Source organism: Erythrobacter ani, from assembly GCF_019204025.1.
GTDB classification, from domain to species: Bacteria; Pseudomonadota; Alphaproteobacteria; order Sphingomonadales; family Sphingomonadaceae; genus Erythrobacter; species Erythrobacter ani.
The window spans coordinates 974,267-988,829 of the sequence record NZ_JAGSPB010000002.1 but is presented as its reverse complement, the minus strand read 5'-3'; the positions used below and the strand labels follow the sequence as shown (position 1 = coordinate 988,829).

Annotated in this window: 18 protein-coding genes; 5 read left to right on the top strand and 13 right to left on the bottom strand. The window is 58.8% G+C overall.

Annotated features, from left to right (window positions below; genetic code table 11):
* The first annotated feature begins 76 nt into the window (after positions 1-76).
* Positions 77-1,582, top strand: coding sequence for a class I adenylate-forming enzyme family protein (locus KCG45_RS11785; protein ID WP_218317398.1), 1,506 nt, complete (start codon positions 77-79; stop codon positions 1,580-1,582).
* On the opposite strand, the gene KCG45_RS11780 is transcribed toward KCG45_RS11785, so the two are convergent.
* Both KCG45_RS11780 and KCG45_RS11775 read right to left on the bottom strand, forming a co-directional pair.
* The gene (locus KCG45_RS11780) at positions 1,579-2,226 is read right to left on the bottom strand and encodes a glutathione S-transferase family protein (protein WP_218317397.1); all 648 of its coding nucleotides are present in this window, start codon (positions 2,224-2,226) and stop codon (positions 1,579-1,581) included. The two genes, KCG45_RS11785 and KCG45_RS11780, sit on opposite strands and share 4 nt — an antisense overlap.
* Positions 2,226-3,167, bottom strand: coding sequence for a DUF808 domain-containing protein (locus KCG45_RS11775; protein WP_218317396.1), 942 nt, complete (start codon positions 3,165-3,167; stop codon positions 2,226-2,228). The genes KCG45_RS11780 and KCG45_RS11775 overlap by 1 nt, the downstream gene beginning before the upstream one ends.
* A gap of 196 nt (positions 3,168-3,363) precedes the next feature.
* Between KCG45_RS11775 and rpsF the strand changes: the two genes are divergently transcribed.
* The 4 genes from rpsF (at position 3,364) to KCG45_RS11755 (ending at position 6,215) form a co-directional block, all read left to right on the top strand.
* Positions 3,364-3,729: a 30S ribosomal protein S6 gene (rpsF, locus tag KCG45_RS11770; RefSeq protein ID WP_218317395.1), complete on the top strand. Its 366-nt coding sequence runs from the start codon at positions 3,364-3,366 to the stop codon at positions 3,727-3,729.
* Positions 3,729-3,953, top strand: coding sequence for a 30S ribosomal protein S18 (gene rpsR, locus KCG45_RS11765; RefSeq protein WP_007164455.1), 225 nt, complete (start codon positions 3,729-3,731; stop codon positions 3,951-3,953). The genes rpsF and rpsR overlap by 1 nt, the downstream gene beginning before the upstream one ends.
* Before the next feature lie 14 nt (positions 3,954-3,967).
* Positions 3,968-4,639, top strand: coding sequence for a 50S ribosomal protein L9 (rplI, locus tag KCG45_RS11760; RefSeq protein WP_218317394.1), 672 nt, complete (start codon positions 3,968-3,970; stop codon positions 4,637-4,639).
* A 127-nt stretch (positions 4,640-4,766) separates the two neighbouring features.
* Positions 4,767-6,215 (top strand): AMP nucleosidase, encoded by a 1,449-nt coding sequence (locus tag KCG45_RS11755; protein WP_218317393.1) that lies wholly within the window; start codon positions 4,767-4,769, stop codon positions 6,213-6,215.
* Between the two features lies 1 nt (position 6,216).
* On the opposite strand, the gene KCG45_RS11750 is transcribed toward KCG45_RS11755, so the two are convergent.
* From KCG45_RS11750 to KCG45_RS11700, 11 genes are all read right to left on the bottom strand, one after another.
* Positions 6,217-6,612, bottom strand: a complete 396-nt coding sequence (locus KCG45_RS11750; RefSeq protein ID WP_218317392.1) for a RidA family protein — start codon at positions 6,610-6,612, stop codon at positions 6,217-6,219.
* A 50-nt stretch (positions 6,613-6,662) separates the two neighbouring features.
* Positions 6,663-7,568 (bottom strand): 30S ribosomal protein S6--L-glutamate ligase, encoded by a 906-nt coding sequence (gene rimK, locus KCG45_RS11745; RefSeq protein WP_218317391.1) that lies wholly within the window; start codon positions 7,566-7,568, stop codon positions 6,663-6,665.
* A 19-nt stretch (positions 7,569-7,587) separates the two neighbouring features.
* On the bottom strand, positions 7,588-8,052 hold the full coding sequence (locus KCG45_RS11740) for an ATP-dependent zinc protease family protein (RefSeq protein ID WP_218317390.1): 465 nt from the start codon (positions 8,050-8,052) through the stop codon (positions 7,588-7,590).
* Positions 8,049-9,086, bottom strand: a complete 1,038-nt coding sequence (locus KCG45_RS11735) for a Vgb family protein (RefSeq protein WP_255548148.1) — start codon at positions 9,084-9,086, stop codon at positions 8,049-8,051. The genes KCG45_RS11740 and KCG45_RS11735 overlap by 4 nt, the downstream gene beginning before the upstream one ends.
* Before the next feature lie 16 nt (positions 9,087-9,102).
* Positions 9,103-9,558: a YbjN domain-containing protein gene (locus KCG45_RS11730; protein WP_218317389.1), complete on the bottom strand. Its 456-nt coding sequence runs from the start codon at positions 9,556-9,558 to the stop codon at positions 9,103-9,105.
* Between the two features lie 113 nt (positions 9,559-9,671).
* Entirely contained in the window at positions 9,672-11,543 is a 1,872-nt protein-coding gene (locus KCG45_RS11725) for a M2 family metallopeptidase (protein ID WP_218317388.1), read from the bottom strand.
* 69 nt (positions 11,544-11,612) lie between these two features.
* Positions 11,613-12,128, bottom strand: coding sequence for a hypothetical protein (locus KCG45_RS11720; protein WP_218317387.1), 516 nt, complete (start codon positions 12,126-12,128; stop codon positions 11,613-11,615).
* On the bottom strand, positions 12,125-12,883 hold the full coding sequence (locus KCG45_RS11715; protein ID WP_218317386.1) for an alpha/beta fold hydrolase: 759 nt from the start codon (positions 12,881-12,883) through the stop codon (positions 12,125-12,127). The genes KCG45_RS11720 and KCG45_RS11715 overlap by 4 nt, the downstream gene beginning before the upstream one ends.
* A gap of 2 nt (positions 12,884-12,885) precedes the next feature.
* On the bottom strand, positions 12,886-13,368 hold the full coding sequence (locus KCG45_RS11710; protein ID WP_218317385.1) for a GFA family protein: 483 nt from the start codon (positions 13,366-13,368) through the stop codon (positions 12,886-12,888).
* Positions 13,332-13,982 (bottom strand): 2-hydroxychromene-2-carboxylate isomerase, encoded by a 651-nt coding sequence (locus tag KCG45_RS11705; protein ID WP_218317384.1) that lies wholly within the window; start codon positions 13,980-13,982, stop codon positions 13,332-13,334. The genes KCG45_RS11710 and KCG45_RS11705 overlap by 37 nt, the downstream gene beginning before the upstream one ends.
* Before the next feature lie 33 nt (positions 13,983-14,015).
* On the bottom strand, positions 14,016-14,558 hold the full coding sequence (locus KCG45_RS11700; RefSeq protein WP_218317383.1) for an aspartate-semialdehyde dehydrogenase: 543 nt from the start codon (positions 14,556-14,558) through the stop codon (positions 14,016-14,018).
* Positions 14,559-14,563: the final 5 nt, after the last annotated feature.

Below are 14,563 nucleotides of genomic sequence, written 5' to 3'. Positions count from 1 at the left end.
GAACTACCCAAAAACGTGGGTGGAGTGCCATCGCCGGGCCCGCTAGTCCATGACAATGGATGCCCGAGATTTTTCAATGGATACGCTCCTGCGCGCGTGCGCGGCTCGTCATGCGGGTCGTGAGGCGGCCATCGATGGCAAGCAGCGCCTGACTTACGCCGAGCTCGACCAACGGGTTGAACGGCTTGCGCGGTGGCTTTTGGCCAGGGGGATCGCTCCGGGTGACCGAGTGGCAATCCTGCTCACCGACGGCGCTCCGTACCTCACCGTGCTGCTCGCCTGTGGCCGGATCGGTGCCATCGCAGTGCTGCTTAATTGGCGGCTTGCACCGGGCGAAATCGCGTGGATTGCGAGCAATTCCGAACCCGCGATGACCTTTGTAAACCCGCGCTTCGCCGCACTGCTGGACGAGGCCGACGCAGGCGAAGTCATTGAGGTCGACGAGGATCACAACGCCGACGGCGCTTTCGAGATCATTGCGGGGCGCGAGCAGGCCGACGTGACCCGACCGGATCTCTCGACTGAGCGGCCGCTCTACATGATGTACACGAGCGGCACGACTGGCAAACCGAAGGGATGCCTTCAATCGGGCAGCACAGTTGCATCCTCGGCAATGGGTTTTTGTGTCCGGCGAGAGTTCACGCGGGAAGAGCGCCTCCTTTCGATCAATCCGATGTTTCACGTCGTCGGGATGCAGCAGATCGCAGCGATGCTTGCCTGCGGTGGCACCAGCGTATTTGCCGGACGCGACGACGACAGCGCCGCAGTCCTCGATCTGATCCACCGTGAAGCCTGCACGACAACCAGCGCCTTTCCGCAGATATCTTTCCAATGGTTCGCGATGGACGCTGTCCGCGACGGTATGATGCCGCTCACCAACTATACAGGCGGAGCCGGAATGGGTCGTCCGCAGATATATGAAACGTTCGAAACTGCCTGGGATTGCCGCGTCGTTGGTGGATATGGCCAGACCGAAGTTTGCGGGTTCGCCACATTCATCGATTATCCCGACATGCTTGAACATCCGCGGTCCATCGGCTGGCCGATGCCGCATGTCGAAATGACTATTCTGGATCCCGAGGGAAACGAACTCCGCCCGGGAGAGGAAGGCGAGATTTGCCTGCGCGGGCCATCGGTCATGCTGGGTTATTGGCGCAACGCGGAAGCGAGCGAAGCGGCGCTGGGTCATGGCTGGCTGCGCACCGGCGACCTCGGCACGATGGACGAGCGCGGACTTGGATACTTGCTCGGCCGGGCCAAAGAGCTGATCAAGACGGGCGGCGAGAATGTCTATCCCGCCGAGGTCGATGCCGTTTTCGCAAACATGCCTGAAGTTGCCGATGCCGGATGCGCCGGAGTGCCCGACAAGCAATGGGGCGAAGCTGTGAAAGCCTTCGTTGTACTGCAACCCGATGCCGAGCTTTCGCGCGCGGAAATCACCGCGCGTTTCAAAGATCAAATCGCCGGATACAAACGCCCGCGCTATATCGAATTCGTCGACCAGCTGCCGCGCGATCCGCTGGGCAAGCTGCTTCGCCGCGAACTCTCGCAGCGTCCCGTCACCCCCGACCAATCGGCCTAGTTCACGTCCAGAGCCTTGCGGCCCGCTTCTTCCCGGGCAAACGCGCGCTGATATCCTTCCCTCGCCGTCATCCGCTCGCGGTATACCTTGAGCAAATGAGGCACGCGCTCATCAAGGCCGACATTCTGCGCGAGGATAAGCGCATAGGCGATGCATATGTCGGCGACTGTGAAGCGGTCGGCGCACAGATAATCACGCTCGGCCAACCTCTGTTCGATCTTCACAAGGCGCTTTTCGAACCACTTGGCATAGGCCTCGCCAGCCTCCGCCCAGCCCTTCTCCTTCTCGAAGATAGCAAAGCGCATATACACCGTCTGCGGGAAGGTGATCGTCGCGTCGGCGTGATAGGTAAAATCGCAATACTCAGCGTAGTCGCGTTCGCCGGGTGCAATCGCGAGATCGGTAAAGCCGTCCTTCGTCGCAAGGTAATGCGCGATGGCGCAGCTTTCGGTGAGGCGCGAATCCCCGTCAATCAGCAGCGGCACCGTACCGAGCGGATTGATCTCCATATAATCGGGCTCGAGATAGCGCGGCGGAAACGGAAGAACCTTGAGATCGACATCGACGCCGGCTTCTTCGGCAGCCCATGTTGCACGAAGTCCTCGCGACCGCGCGCAGGTGTAGAGGGTGGGCTTATCCGCCATCAATGCGCGCCCTCATAACCGATGACCTTGTGCAAAACGAAAGCGATGACCGCACCGAGCGCCAAACCAATGATGGCCGAGATCGCCGCATAGGTCACCCATCCAAGAACGCCCGATAGCGCGCCGGTTGCAGCCTTGACCGCGTATTCTGCGCCATGGGCAATGTCGTAGAACAAATCGAACCCGACCTCGTGGGTGCCATGGACGATGATCCCGCCACCGACCCAAAGCATCGCGATGGTGCCGATGAAAGACAGCCCCAACAGCAATTTCGGGACGAAAGCGACCAGACCCTCCCCAAATCTGCGCTGCGCGGCTGAATGGGACTTCGACAGTGCGAGGCCAATATCGTCGAGCTTAACAATTATGGCGACCGCACCGTAGACGATGACCGTTACTGCAATCGCGACCAACGCAAGCGCAAGCCCTCGCTCCCACCAAGTCGGAAGGTCGAGTTCGTTCAACACGATAGCCATGATTTCTGCCGAGAGGATCAGGTCGGTGCGGATTGCCCCGGAGACCCGCTGCTTTTCGAACTCTACCGGATCCTCGATCGCATCTTCGACCGTCTTGCCATGTTTGGAAGCCCCGAGCTTCTCCATGACCTTTTCAGCGCCTTCGTAACTCAGAAAAGCCCCGCCAAGCATCAGGATCCAGATGATCAACCAAGGCAAGAATTCAGACAAGAGGATTGCACCTGGAAGCAGGATCACGAGCTTATTGAAAAAGCTTCCCTTGGTAATCGCCCAGATGATCGGCAGTTCGCGCGCTGGTGAGAGCCCGGTGACGTAGCTCGGGGTGACGGCCGCATCGTCAATCACGACACCGGCGGTTTTCGAACCCGCACGGCCCGCTGCCGCGGCGATGTCATCGATCGAGGCCGAGGCCGCCCTCGCAATCACTGTGACGTCGTCCAGTAGCGCTACCAATCCTGAAGGCAAGACAATTCCCCTGATTTCGTACCCTTGTGCAACGGCGGCTTGCCAAGCTCGTTCCGAGACCACAAGCCTTGCATTAAGGCGGAAACCCGCTATGTGCGCGCATCCGCTTGTTTCAATGCGGATAGAAGAAAGCCGGAGGGGCCCCGCGATCCGCGCGGACAAGCCAGCGATCGGCAGCAATTGAAAGGAACGCGAGATGGCTCATTACGAGCATATCTTTCTCGCGCGTCAGGACCTCTCGCAGGCCCAGGTAGACGCGTTGGCGGCCACGGCGACCGAAATCGTCGAAGCGAACGAAGGCAAGGTCACCAAGACCGAAACATGGGGCCTCAAGACCCTCGCCTACAAAATCGACCGCAATCGCAAGGCCCACTTTGTGATGCTCAACATCGATGCCCCTGGCACCGTTGTCGAGGAACTCGAGCGCCAGACCCGTATCAACGAAGATGTCATCCGCTACATGACCATCCGTGTCGAAGAACACGAAGATGGCCCCAGCGTTATGATGCGCAAGAACGAGCGCGATCGTAAGCGCCGTTCCGACCGGGAGGACCGTGACTGATGGCACGCCCATTTTTCCGCCGCCGCAAGTCTTGCCCATTTTCGGGTAAGGACGCCCCCAAGATCGATTACAAAGACGTGCGCCTGCTTCAGGGCTTTATGTCAGAGCGTGGCAAGATCGTGCCTTCGCGCATCACCGCCGTTTCCGCCAAGAAACAGCGCGAACTCGCCAAGGCGATCAAGCGTGCACGCCACATCGGCCTGCTTCCGTACATCGTCAAGTAAGAGGAGAATACATCATGGATATCATTCTTCTCCAGCGTATCGAGAAGCTCGGCACCATCGGCGACGTGGTCACCGTAAAGGATGGCTATGCCCGCAACTTCCTTCTCCCGCAGAAGAAAGCCCTGCGTGCCAATGACGCCAACAAAAAGGTGTTCGAGGCAAATCGCGAACGTCTCGAAAAAGAGAACGCGGAACGTCGCGGCGAAGCCGAAAAGCTTGGCGAGAAGGTCGAAGGCGCAGAGGTCATCCTCATTCGCGCTGCATCGAATGCCGGCCAGCTTTATGGTTCGGTCAATGTCCGCGACATGGTCGCTGGCCTGACCGAGCAAGGCCACGACATCGACAAGAAGCAGGTCATTATGGGTGCACCGATCAAGACTATCGGCATGCACGATGTGACTGTCGCCCTGCACCCCGAGGTGCACGTGACCGTAAAAGCAAACGTTGCGCGTTCGGATGACGAAGCCGAGCTTCAGACCCAGGGCGTCGATGTTCTCGCCCAGCTGTTCGAAGAAGAGCAGAAGGAAATCGAGGAACAGGCCGAGGCGAACCGCACCGATCCGAACCTCGAGCCGGGTGAAATACCTGCCGAACTGCTCGAAGAAGGCGTTGCGACACCGGAAGACACGACCGAGACCGAAGCTCTCATCGAAGCAACCGATCACAAGACCGACGACGACGCGTAAGCGACCTCGTTATCAGACACGAAGGGCGCGGCGTCGAAAGATGGCCGCGCCCTTTTTGTAACAGGTCCGCGCGTGACACCATGCGGGTGCCTTTGAAACATCCGAACTGAACCGCTAGGCAGAATATATGAGACCAATCGCCACCATCCTCGAAGAATTGCAGCAAAACTACAGCGAGGCCGTCAACACGCTTCGCGAAGACGTAATCGCATTTGGCCGGGATGGCGCCGTGCCGCCGCGGCGCAAGCGCGAGGACGGCAGCTACGCCTATCCGCAGCTGACTTTGCATTATTCAGGCAATGGTGATCCGCTGGACCGCAGTCGCGCTTTCGGACGGCTTGAGATTGCTGGCACTTATACGACCACCGTCACACGGCCCGATCTGTTCAACGACTATCTGGCAGAGCAGCTAGAGCTGATTTCAAACGAATACGATATAGAGGTTGAAGTCGGCCGTTCGCGGCAGGAGATCCCGTTTCCCTACGTCCTCGACGGGGAAGCCGGCGCAGCGATGTCGGGAATTGCGCCACAGGATATCGCGCAGCATTTCCCCTCGACAGACCTTTCACTGATCGGGGACGAGTTGGCGGACGGCATCGAGTTCGACGAAAACGAGGCCATGCCGCTGTCGCTGTTCGACGGCTTGCGGACCGATTACTCGCTCGCCCGCCTCGCGCACTATACCGGAACGCGGGTCGAGGATTTTCAGGACTTCATCCTGTTCACCAACTATCACCGCTATGTCGATGAATTCGTGAACTGGGGTGCCCAGCAGATTTGCGGCAACAGCGACGAGCAAGGCTACACTGCGCTTACCGGAGCAGCGGGTCTCAATATCAACGAATGCACAGACAATGCTCAGGGGCTGCTCAATGACACCGCGTGGCGGCGACATCAGATGCCCGCCTACCACCTGAAACGTGCGGACAAGCGCGGGATCACGCTGGTCAACATCGGCGTCGGCCCATCCAATGCGAAGACGATTTGCGATCACCTCGCGGTTCTGAGGCCGCACGCGTGGATGATGATCGGGCATTGCGGCGGGGTTCGTTCAAGCCAGAAGATCGGAGATTTCGTGCTCGCACACGCTTACTTGCGTGATGATCATGTGCTCGATGCGGTGCTCCCGCCTGAGATTCCCATCCCCCCGATTGCCGAAGTGCAGCTCGCGCTCGCGGGCGCGGCCGAAGAGGTCTCTGGCGCGCAGGGTGCGAATATCAAGCAGCGGATGCGCACAGGGACGGTCGTCACAACGGATGACCGCAATTGGGAGCTTCACTATTCAAGCTCGGCCAAGAGGTTCTCCCAGAGCCGCGCCATCGCAGTGGAAATGGAAAGCGCCACAATAGCCGCCCAGGGATATCGGTTCCGCGTTCCCTACGGCACTTTGCTCTGCGTCTCGGATAAGCCTCTGCACGGCGAGATCAAGCTACCCGGACAGGCAAACAAGTTTTACGAAGAAGCGATCGCGGCTCACCTGCAAATTGGTCTCGAGGCGTGCAAGCGACTGCGCGATGAGGGCGACCGATTGCATTCGCGCAAACTGCGCGCGTTCAATGAGCCGCCATTCAGGTAGATCAAGCGACCGCTGTCGCCTCGATCTCGATCATAACGTCGGGATGATAAAGGCGCGCCACGCCCAAAAGCGTGGCGGCGATCTGAGCGCCTGCCTCACCGTGGATCGTCATTGTTTCCTCGGACGCTTCCATAAAGGCATCGACATCCGTCGTGTAGAAATTGAGCCGCACGATATTGGCTGCGCTCATTCCGGCGGATTCAAGCGCATCGACGAGGTTCGCCCATGCGGTCTTGTACTGCGCCGCGATATCGCCCGGATGCATCGGAGCACCGTCAGCATCGCTCGCAGTCTGCCCTGACATGTAGAGCGTGCGCGTTGCGCCCTCCACTTCGACACCATGATTAAGGCCGAAGCCCTGCAGCCACGGCGTCGGATTGTGTGTCCTTATCTTCATCAGCGTATCTCCCGTCGATGACGCGATCATTGATCAGCGCCCCTTGGCCGTTATCCCTTGCCTTTCGTCTTGGTGTTGCCCGACTTGGCATGCGAAACGATGTAATCAATGATCATTCCGGCAATGTCTTTCTCGGTCGCCTTCTCAATCCCTTCAAGGCCAGGCGATGAATTCACCTCCATGATCACAGGTCCGTGATTGCTGCGCAGCATGTCCACACCGCACACGTTAAGACCCATGTGCTTGGCTGCGCGGACAGCGGTCGAGCGTTCCTCGGGAGTGATCTTGATAAGCTGCGCGCTGCCGCCGCGGTGGAGGTTGCTTCGGAAATCGTCCGCTGCGCCGGTGCGCTTCATCGCAGCGACGACCTTGCCGCCGACTACGAGCGCCCGGATATCGGTGCCGCCAGCTTCCTTGATGAATTCCTGCACAAGAATGTTCACATTCGCACCGCGGAAAGCCTCGATTACCGACTTGGCGCTCGACATTGTTTCGGCCAGAACGACGCCGATGCCCTGCGTCCCTTCCAGCAATTTGATGACCACCGGGGGACCATTGACCGCCTTGATGATCTCCTCGGCCTGTTTCGGATCGTTGGCGTAAGCGGTCAGTGGAAGACCAATGCCGTGCTTTGCAAGGATCTGCATAGAGCGCAACTTGTCGCGGCTGCGGCCGATCGCAACGCTTTCATTCAGCGGCCACACCCCCTGCATTTCGAACTGGCGCAGGACCGCCAAACCGTAATTCGTGATCGATGCGCCGATGCGAGGAATGACCGCCTCGTAACCGGCGAGAGTATCGCCGTTATACGTGATCGTCGGGCGGTGGCTGGCAATGTTTACCGTGCACCGCGTGGTATTCAGGATATCGAGGGTATGGCCGCGTGTTTCCGCAGCCTCTTTCAATCGCTTATGCGAATAGAGGTTCGGATTGCGTGCGAGCATCGCGATTTTCATGAGCGGCATTTCTCCTGGATCAGGGCTTGTGACCCTCAACTGTGGTCATCTTGAGGGTCTGCAGCCATGAATAGCCACTATCGACAAGAAAGCGACGACGAAGCGACGAACGCCCTACGAGCATGGGGAATTTCATGTCCGAACGGTCGGCCAAGCTGATTTCCGCACGAAAGCGGACATTGCCGATGACCATCGGCGTCTTGATGACATAACGCCGCTGCGTCTTCCCATTGGAGCTGGTTATGCCGCGAATATCGACGTGCACCGCCTCGCAAATATGTTCTTCACCGCCCCAATCGACTGCAAACCGGACGAAGGGTTCGCCGCCACGTTCGATCTCTTCGATCACCCGGCCATGAAGTGAGGATGTGCGAGCCCCGCTGTCGATCTTCGCAGGTATACCGGTCAGGCAGAGCTCAGGCAGATCGACCAGCTCACGCCAACCGACGACTAGCGGACCCTCGAGTTTCCTTTCGCCTGTCAATGAAGGATCGCCATGCCATCACCGCCTTCACCCGTGGGCAGGCGCCGGAGCACTTCTCCGGTGCTGTAATCCACCTCCGCTACCGTGTTGCTTGCCGTTTCGGCTACGTAGATTCGCTCGCCATCGTCCGACCATAGGATCGTGACCTGAAACCGGTCCTGAGCTTCTTCGGCGCTCGACACCGCGATCGTCCGAACAACCTTTGCCAAAGCGAGGTCGATGACCGTCAACCCTCCGTCGGCGAGATCGGACGTGACGGCGACATCGCCCTGCGGCCGGATCGCCAGTCGGAGCGGGAATGCGCCGGTGTCCAGCGTGTGACGAACCTCCATCGTTGCCGGATCGAGCTCGAATGCCTGGTTCGATCCGCGGGCCGAAACCCACAGCGCTTCGCCATCGGGCGACAACGCGATGCCTTCCGGCTCTTCGCCCACGGTGACGGAAAGCGGCGCCGATTGCGCCTTCAGATCGATCCGCGTGACTGTGCGAGAGCCGAGATCGGTCGTCCACGCCGTGGTCGCATCGGGAGAAACCACAAGCATGTGGCTTCCCTCCTTGCCAGTGGCGTATTCAAAGGTTTCTGTTTCTCCCAGCGGGTCATGGATCCAGACGATCGATTTGCGGCCCTCGGCAGTCGCATAGATATCGCCGGTCGAATGCCATACGATCCCATGCGGCCGGGCATTGTCGCCGAGCTCGATGCTGGCTACGCGCGAAAGATCCGCGGATGTAAAAATGTCCACCGTGGTGCCGCCATAACAGGCGAGCGCCACATGATCCCCATCGGGCGACGTCGCCAACTCATGCGGGTTGGTGCAGCTGTCCAACCGCAGCACTTCCTCGCCCGACGCTAGGTCGATCTTGGACAGAGTATTGCCGCGCTTGTTCGCGACAAACAGGGTCGCGCCGGAACGTGCACCCGTATCCCAACCGGCTTCGGGCGTGCCTTCCAGCACATCGGCAGTGCCGAGCGGAGCGCTTTTGAAGAAATCCTCGACCTCAGCCGAACAGCCTCCCAAGGATAGGGCGGCCAACCCACACATGAAATTCCTATTCGGCATCAGATCCATCGCTTTCGCTGCTTTCATTGGTCGTAGATACCGGGTCATCGCGAGGTACGTCACTTTCGAAAGCCAAATCACGGTAATCGCGCGCAATGCCGCTGAACCGTTGAATAGCATTCAAGAACACCGTCGCAGGTATACCCTCGCGCCGAGTCAGAATCGCCCATTGCATGACGGGATCGCCGTCCGCTGCGAGAAAAACAGAAACATATTGGTTCTTTTTATTAGCTGCCGCCACAGCCTCGTTCGACATCGGCGTTTCGCGATCCCACCAGGTCGAAAGTACGAGAGTTTCGCAAAAGTCTGGAACAGCGGGCGCACAGTCAGCGAAACGAACCTGACTAACCCCGACCCCTGTGTCTACCTCAATAAATGTCGTGTCATCATCTCCTTCACGTTCGAACAGTTTTACATCGTAGCCAGCCGACTTGAGGGCACTCATGACGCCCTCAACATCTCCGGCGGAAACCATCGGGACGTCGTCACTCTGAGCGTGCGCTGACGACCCGAGCAAGACCGAAACGCAGCAAGCCGCCGCAAAGCCTGCAGCAATTCTCACCAGCCTTCCTCCTGCCCCTCGTTCTGCTCATCCAGCCACTCTTTGAGTGGTGCGAAATAATCGACCATGGCCTGTCCGCTCATCTGGCGTTCTCCGGTAAACGCTTCGAGCGCGTCGGGCCATGGCTTCGATGCGCCGAGTTCGAGCATCGCATTGAGGTTCTTGCCGACTTCTTCGTTACCATAGAACGAGCAGCGGTGCAGTGGCCCTTCCCATCCGGCCTGATCGCAGGCCGCCTTGAAGAACTGGAACTGCAGAAGCCGCGCGAGGAAGTACCGCGTGTAGGACACGTTGCCAGGCACATGATATTTGGCGCCGGGATCGAATGCGCTTGCGGGCCGCTCAACCGGAGGCACGATTCCCTGATATTGCGTCCGAAGCTCGGTCCATGCAGTGTTATAATCCTGCGGCGCGACCGATCCGTCGAATACGCTCCAGCGATACCGGTCAACAAGCAGGCCGAATGGAAGAAACGCAACCTTGTCCATCGCCTGACGCAGCAAAAGCCCGATGTCCTTGTCCGCGCTCGGCACCTGATCTGGCTGAAGCATGCCGATCTGCACCAGATATTCAGGTGTGATTGAAAGAGCGATCATATCGCCAATCGCTTCGTGGAAACCGTCATTAGCACCGTTGAGATGCAGGTAATCCTGCATGTTGTAGGCGCGTTGGTAATAATTGTGCCCAAGCTCATGATGAATGACGATGAAATCATCCGCATTTTCCTTGATGCACATCTTGATCCGCAAATCGTCGACATTGTCGAGGTTCCACGCGCTCGCATGGCATACCACTTCGCGGTCGCGGGGTTTGGTGAATTGGCTCCGCTCCCAGAATGTATCCGGCAGCGGTTCGAATCCGAGCGATGAAAAAAAGCCTTCACCGACACGCGTCATTTCTACTGCGTCGAGGTCTTTCTGGTCGATCAATTCGGTGAGATCGTAACCGATATCACCTGCACCTTCCGGCGCGACAAGCGGGTATATATTGCCCCATTCCTGGGCCCACATGTTGCCGAGTAGGTCGGCGCGGATCGGGCCAGTCGCAGGCTGAATTTCGTCGCCGTGCTTTTCATTGAGCTTGCGCCGGACATAAGTGTGCAGCGCGACATAGAGCGGCTTCACTTCCTGCCACATGCGCTCCGTATCGGCGGCGAATTCTTCTGGGGTCATATCGTAGCCGGATCGCCACATAGTGCCGACATTGTCGAAGCCAAGCTCCGCCGCGCCTTCATTGGCGATGGCGATCATGCGCGCGTAATCCTCGCGCATTGGCGCACCTACATTGTCGTGCCAGCTGGCCCACATTTCGGCAAGCTCAGCCGGAGTCCGATCCAAATTGCCCATTTCCGCTTCGATGTCCGATCCGTTAATCGGCTCGCCGCCCAACGTACCTTTGCCCTGACCATATTGCGCCGCGAGATCGGTGGCAATGTTCGACAATTCTTCGGCAGCGCCATCGCGCGAAGGCGCTGGCATCGCGATACCGTTACGCAGCATGTCGAGTTTACGCGACACTTCTGCATCCAGTCCCTCAACCCTGGCATATTTCGCCGCATCGTTGGCGTAGCCAACCTGTTTTAGCGTGCTTTGCGCGCCATACAGTGCCGCCAATGTGTTGGAATCGTAGTTGATGTTGGTCGCGTTGAGCCACGAGACATGCGCAAACGTCTTGGCGAAATCACTCAGGTCCGCTTCGACCGCAGCGATGAATTGGGCCGCACCTTCCGGCGTCAAGGGGAATTCGGTTACGGCGACATCCTGCGCGGCAATTCCATCGGTGTGTTCATCGGCGAATGCGGGAGCAGAGGCGAGCGAAATGGCGAGCGCGGCGAACGACGTCTTGAACGCGGAAGAAGCGAATTTCATGGGTTTGCGATCCTGTGAAAAATGTGGGTTCTGCGACGATGATCTGATTGAACCTGCGCGCGACCTGAATCAAGCGTCGCTCTTCTTTTTCATGCAGACGATCATGCCGATCAGGACTCCGATGAATGTCGCGATCCACGCGGCGATCTTTATAGGCTGTGCAGTCGCCGCCGCTGCTGCCATCCAGTCGGAGCCTTGCGCGCGGATCATCTGAACGACTTGCAAAATGGTCTCGATATAGTCGGTCACGCAAAATACCGCCGCAGCACTTATGACCGCAAGGCCGATGGTCTTCATTGCTGCGCTTCCGAACGCGATGAAGCTCCGACCAGCACGCCAGCAGCCGAAGCTGTAGACGCCGATAAAAATCAGATCGACCAGCATGGAGATCGTCATGATCGTGGTCAGCTCGGAATCGCGCCAGCTGGCCTGTATGATGTCGACCTGCCGCGCAGTACCGGCCGCCTGATGATCGACTATCCCGTAAGGCGCATCGCCCCGCAGGAGCGCGCTTGCCGCGACCAAGCCAACGAAAATGGCGAGCCCGATCAGCCAATACTTAAGATCGGGCGCCTTACGTGTCATGTCTGGCTTAGAAACTCGACGATAGCATCGCCTAACTCGGGTTTCGTCGCACTATCAAGATGTCCGCCGGGAATCTCCAGATACAGTGCATTGGGCAAAAGCCGCGCCAGATCTTCTGCCGACCCATTGTCGTCATCCTTCTCACCGCAAACGACCAATGAAGGTTGATCTATGTCACTTAACATCGCCGCATCGAGGTCCTCGAATGCGTCTAGCAAGAGCCGCGCCGCTACCCGGTCGACACCCTGCGACTTCAGGAATTGCCTCGAGAGATAGGCAGGATCACCGCGTTCGATCGTATCGAATTCGTCGATCACCCGCTTGAAGAACGCGGAGCGGCGCTGCCAATCCGCAAGGCCGGCAACGCCCATGCCGCACGCGATCAGCCTCCGTGGGCGCAGAACGCCGGTCGCACAACCGTGGATCGCTGTACGCGCACCGAGTGAAAAACCGACAAGATCATATCCGCCATCTTCGAGCTCCGCGTGTTCGATCAGAGCTGCAGCGTCGCGCACCAGGACTCTCGCCGGATAAGCGGCGGGGTCGGTCGGCGACGCGCTTTCACCGTGAACGCGAAAATCGAGCATGATGGCCGTGAAGCCCGCCTCAGCGAGTTTTTCGGCATGGCCCCATTTGATCCAGTTCATCGCGGCGCTGGAGAAGAGGCCATGTAGCAGCACGACTGGCCTACCCTCGCCCAGCCTGTGGACAGCAAGCTCAGTCCCGTCGAACGAAGCAAAATCTTGGCTAATCATTATCAAGCGATCCCCACCAGATTGACCCATTCTTCAGCGGTCTCCGGGTTCGTCTCCATGGTTTTGGCGTCATCGGGAAGTGCGATCCACGGCTGCTTGCTCCGGACCCAGATATGCGCTGCGGGTACAATCTCATGACTGTTGTACAGCGTGCCGCAGCGCAGTGACCCGAAACCCTCGCGCACGTTATTTACAGCGTAGATCCGGGCCTTGCACTTTTGGCATCCGAATACTTTCGCCTCGGCCCCGCTAGGTTGGTGGTATTCGGCGATGTCCAAGTCTCCCTCGATGGTGAGATCATCGATGCGAAACAGCATATGCAGACTGAAAGCGGAACCTGTGCGGGTTTGGCAATCCGTGCAGTGGCACGCATACGGTTTGAGACGGAAACCATCGGCGAGCGTGTACCGGACCACGCCGCAAAGGCATTCGCCTGACAGCCCGCCCCTCACCGCTTTTGCAGGCCCTTTTGCTCCATGCGCCACTTGGCCATCTCAATCCGGTCTTGGCCGAAAAATGGTTCCCCCTCAAAAACCAGTGTGGGCACGCCCCAATGGCCCGCTGCTTCGAGAGCGTCCTGATTGGCGGCAATCTCGGCATCAAGAGTACCAGCATCGCTTGCGACAACGGTTTCAAGTTCTTCGAGATCCAAACCGGCACGGTTCGCCGCGCGTGCAAGATGGTCGCCTTCATTCCACCCGTCGACTTCGCCCGAGAAGATAATACGCGATACTTCGTCGGCAAAGGCCAGCCCCTTGCCCTGCCGACTCGCCGCTTGTCCCAATCTGCACACGCGGCGAATGAGGGGCTGGTCGTCGGCGATTTGACGCGTCGTCAAGTCTTGCACCACGGGGTCGGGCCGAGGCCAACGGAACGGAATACCGAGCATCTGCGCCGACCGGAATGAATCCATGAGGATATATCTTGGCGCCGCCGGGTTGCCGCTAAACAAGATGTCGGGATCGCGGATGGCAATCGGCCAAACGGTCCGCAGCGCGACGTCGATGTCAAACTCTTCGCTCAGCGCGCGGAAGCGCCCAATGGCAAGGTAGGAATAGGGCGATCGAAAGCTGAAGAAGAGGTCCGCGTTCAAGGTCATCCCGTCAGCTTAGCGCGACTGACCCGCGAATGCCTACCTGAAAAAGCACTGCGTTCCTGCGTAGAGAGCAGATACGGCACCGTCCTCGAAGAAGCCGCCGATCCTGTCGCCGATGGCAAACTCCTCCCCCAGAGTGCTCCCCTCGATCATGGCGAAACCGGGTTCCGCCTCGATCGAATCCCTGGCCGCGCCGATCCTAAGATCGCCGGTGACGCCGATATTGGTGCTTTCTTCTTCCCACAGCCACCCGACCAGTGAGCCGTCCTTGTAGTTGACTATCAAACCGCCTGGAAACCGACTGGAAACCATCGGTCCCACGCCGCAATCGGGCATATCGCTAGAGTCCCCGGCCTGACCGAAGGTTCGCGCGAGCGCTCCTTCCACCTCGTTCTGCCCGGCGGCGAAATAAAACGCTTCTGGACCGGCGATAAGACCATCGGCATTAAGGGCGACTTCGTTGCTTTCGACCACCGGATTGCTGGCCCGCAATTCAGCCTGTTCCGCCGGGCTTGGCACTGTCCCGCTGTCGCAGGCCGCCAGCGCGAATGCTGCCAATGTAAGGAGAATTGTGCGCATCGCGA